At 68.0% G+C, this 2,742-nt stretch carries 4 protein-coding genes and 1 pseudogene; 4 read left to right on the forward strand and 1 reads right to left on the reverse strand.

The features are described from left to right. Nucleotides 1-235: 235 nt before the first annotated feature. From ACT4N8_RS13810 to ACT4N8_RS13820, 3 genes are all read left to right on the forward strand, one after another. Nucleotides 236-1,030, forward strand: a complete 795-nt coding sequence (locus ACT4N8_RS13810) for a response regulator (protein ID WP_444858694.1) — start codon at nt 236-238, stop codon at nt 1,028-1,030. A gap of 74 nt (nt 1,031-1,104) precedes the next feature. Continuing rightward, complete coding sequence (locus ACT4N8_RS13815) at nt 1,105-1,245, forward strand: hypothetical protein (RefSeq protein ID WP_444858695.1); 141 nt, start codon at nt 1,105-1,107, stop codon at nt 1,243-1,245. Nucleotides 1,246-1,322: 77 nt separating this feature from the next. Then, the gene (locus ACT4N8_RS13820) at nt 1,323-1,985 is read left to right on the forward strand and encodes a sigma-70 family RNA polymerase sigma factor (protein ID WP_444858696.1); all 663 of its coding nucleotides are present in this window, start codon (nt 1,323-1,325) and stop codon (nt 1,983-1,985) included. 3 nt (nt 1,986-1,988) lie between these two features. On the opposite strand, the gene ACT4N8_RS13825 is transcribed toward ACT4N8_RS13820, so the two are convergent. Then, nucleotides 1,989-2,138 (reverse strand): hypothetical protein, encoded by a 150-nt coding sequence (locus ACT4N8_RS13825; RefSeq protein WP_444858697.1) that lies wholly within the window; start codon nt 2,136-2,138, stop codon nt 1,989-1,991. A gap of 105 nt (nt 2,139-2,243) precedes the next feature. On the opposite strand from ACT4N8_RS13825, the pseudogene ACT4N8_RS13830 reads away from it, so the two are divergent. Next, a pseudogene (locus ACT4N8_RS13830) lies at nt 2,244-2,742 on the forward strand (glutamine-synthetase adenylyltransferase); the annotation flags it as partial.

Genomic DNA, 2,742 nt, shown 5'->3' on the forward strand with positions numbered 1-2,742 from the left:
AGAGGAGCTAAAGCCCAGCCGTCCCCACCGCACAGACGCCAACGCACGGCGGACCGGATAATCGGGCCGCGCGGCCTTGGAAACAAAAAACTCCCACGATTGTTCCACCCACGCACGAGACGGGGTCGGGCGGTTCGGCGACCTGTGCCCGCGCGATCGCAGGCGCCCCATGCGGGCTTGCAATCGCGTGGCCGCCACCCAATAGCCTGTCGCGAACGCAAAGGAGTCACAACGCATGTCGCTCGGTGAAGCCCTGAAGCCGCATCTTCCCTTCCTGCGCCGTTATGCCCGCGCGCTCACCGGCAGCCAGGCCCATGGCGATGCGTTCGTGCGCGCCACGCTCGAGGCGATCGTCGCCGCGCCGGACGATTTCCCGCGCGATATCGACCCCCGGCTCGGCCTCTATCGCACCTTTCACGCGATCTGGTCGTCGGCCAATATCGAGGAGGAGCCGGGTCATACCGACAGCGGCGAGCCGGCCGATGTCGCCCGCGCCAGGCTCGCCCGGATCACGCCGCTTTCGCGCCAGGCCTTGCTGCTGACCGCGATGGAAGGCTTCACGCCCGAGGATGCCGGTTTCCTGATCGGCGCCTCATCGGAGGAGGTCGAAGGCCTGGTCGCCGAGGCGCTGGCCGAGATCGAGCGGCAGACCCGCGCCGACGTCCTGATCATCGAGGACGAGCCGATCATCGCGATGGACATCGAGACCATCGTCCGCGACCTGGGCCACAACGTCACCGGCGTCGCCGTCACCCGCGACGAGGCGGTGCAGCAGGCGATGGCGAAGCGGCCGGGCCTCGTCCTCGCCGACATCCAGCTCGCCGACGACAGCTCGGGCATCGACGCGGTCAAGGACATCCTCGGCGAATTCCGCGTGCCCGTGATCTTCATCACCGCCTTTCCGGAGCGGCTGCTGACCGGCGAGCGGCCGGAGCCGACCTTCCTGATCACCAAGCCGTTCCAGCGCTCGACGGTGAAGGCGGCGATCGCCCAGGCCCTGTTCTTCGATACGGCGACAGTTCCGGCCTGAACCCGGTCGGATCGCGGAACCGCCGCCGCGAGCGAGCGTTGCCCGCGTGTAACGAATGGAACTTCGAAGAGCGAATGATGGACCAGGACGGCGAGCATATCAGCACCACCAAGGCCCGTGCCGGCACCACCCCGCACATGACCCGCTACATATTGGGTTGGGGCCTCGGCCTGGTCGTCGTCATCTTCCTCATCTTGTTGTTTATCTGGCGCTGAGGCGTATCCTTCCGCCGGGCGGGCGCCTCGGGCGCGCCGGCGGGCGTGTGCCTGGTCGCGTGTAGGGGTTTGATGTGATGGCGGGCATTAGGCCGGCGGAGGAAGGAACGGATCGCGGCGCGGAGCCCGTGCCGCTGCCCGATAGCGAATTCAAGGATCAGCTCGCCCAGGTCATCCCGCATCTGCGCGCTTTCGGCCGCTCGCTCTCGGGCAGCCGCGATCTCGCCGACGATCTCGTTCAGGAGACTTTGCTCAAGGCGTGGGCGGCGCGCAAGCGCTTCCAGGCCGGCACCAACATGCGCGCCTGGACCTTCATCATCCTCAGAAATCTATTCCTCAGCCAGATGCGCCGCGCCCGCTTCAAGGGCGAGTGGGACGAGTTGACCGCGTCGAAGATCCTCGCTGCGCCGGCCAGCCAGGATCGGCATATCGAGCTTGGCGATATGCAGCGCGCTCTGCTCCATCTCCCGCAGCCGCAGCGGGAGGCCCTGATCCTCGTCGGCGCGGGCGGCTTCGCCTATGAGGAGGCGGCAGAGATATGCGGCTGCGCGGTCGGCACGATCAAAAGCCGGGTCGCGCGCGGCCGCGTCGCGCTCGAAGGGCTGCTGACCAGCGGGAAGCTGCCCTCGCGCCGGGAGCAGGCGACGACCGACAAATCGGCGCTGCAGACGATCATGGTCGAAGTGGACGAACTTAGCCGCGACCGCGACCCGCAAGGAGCCGGCGACGCCGAGGAATGAGCGTCAGTCGAGCCGTTCGAGCAATTCCTTGAACTTGTCGGTCGCGCACATCTCCGAGTTGAGCGCGAACGCCTGGCGCAGAGCGGCGCCCACGCCGGCATGAACGGTGGGCGGTGCCACCTTCACGAATTGCCTGGGCGCGACGCTCGCCATGACTTCTCTGCTCGCTTTCAACTTCCGCACGCGCCACTAACGTATGTTTGACGCGCCAGTTGCAAATGTTGCGCATGGTGAACGGAACGGGATCATTCCTGTGACATGAAGGCGACACCCGACCTTGAGCCGCTGAGCGAGGCGATCGCCCGGGCGCGGGCGCACTCGCCCTTTCTGCGCCAACAGCTCGATCGCGGCGGACCGGTCGCGGAGGCGCTGGAGGCCGGAGACCTCAAGGCGGCGATCGCCGCCGCCCGCGGGGAAGGCGAGGGCATGGGCGTGGCCGCAACGCTCCGCCGAGAGCGGAGCGGTCAGGCGCTGGCGCTGGGCCTCGGCGACCTCGCCGGGCTGCTGCCGCTCGAAGAAATCGTGCGGGACCTCTCCGACCTCGCCGACCGCAGCCTCGCGCGCGCGCTCGCCGCCGCCATTGCCGAGCGGATCCCGGACGCGCGGCCGCGGGGTTTCGCGATCGTCGCGCTCGGCAAGCTCGGCGGCCGCGAGCTCAATGATTCGTCCGACATCGACCTCCTCTATCTCTACGATCCGGCCACGCTGCCCCGAAAATCGGAGCGCGAGGCGCCCGATCAGGCGGCGCTGCGCGTCG

Origin of the sequence: Sphingosinicella sp. (assembly GCF_052387495.1) — a bacterium.
In the GTDB taxonomy this organism is placed as follows: Bacteria; Pseudomonadota; Alphaproteobacteria; order Sphingomonadales; family Sphingomonadaceae; genus Allosphingosinicella.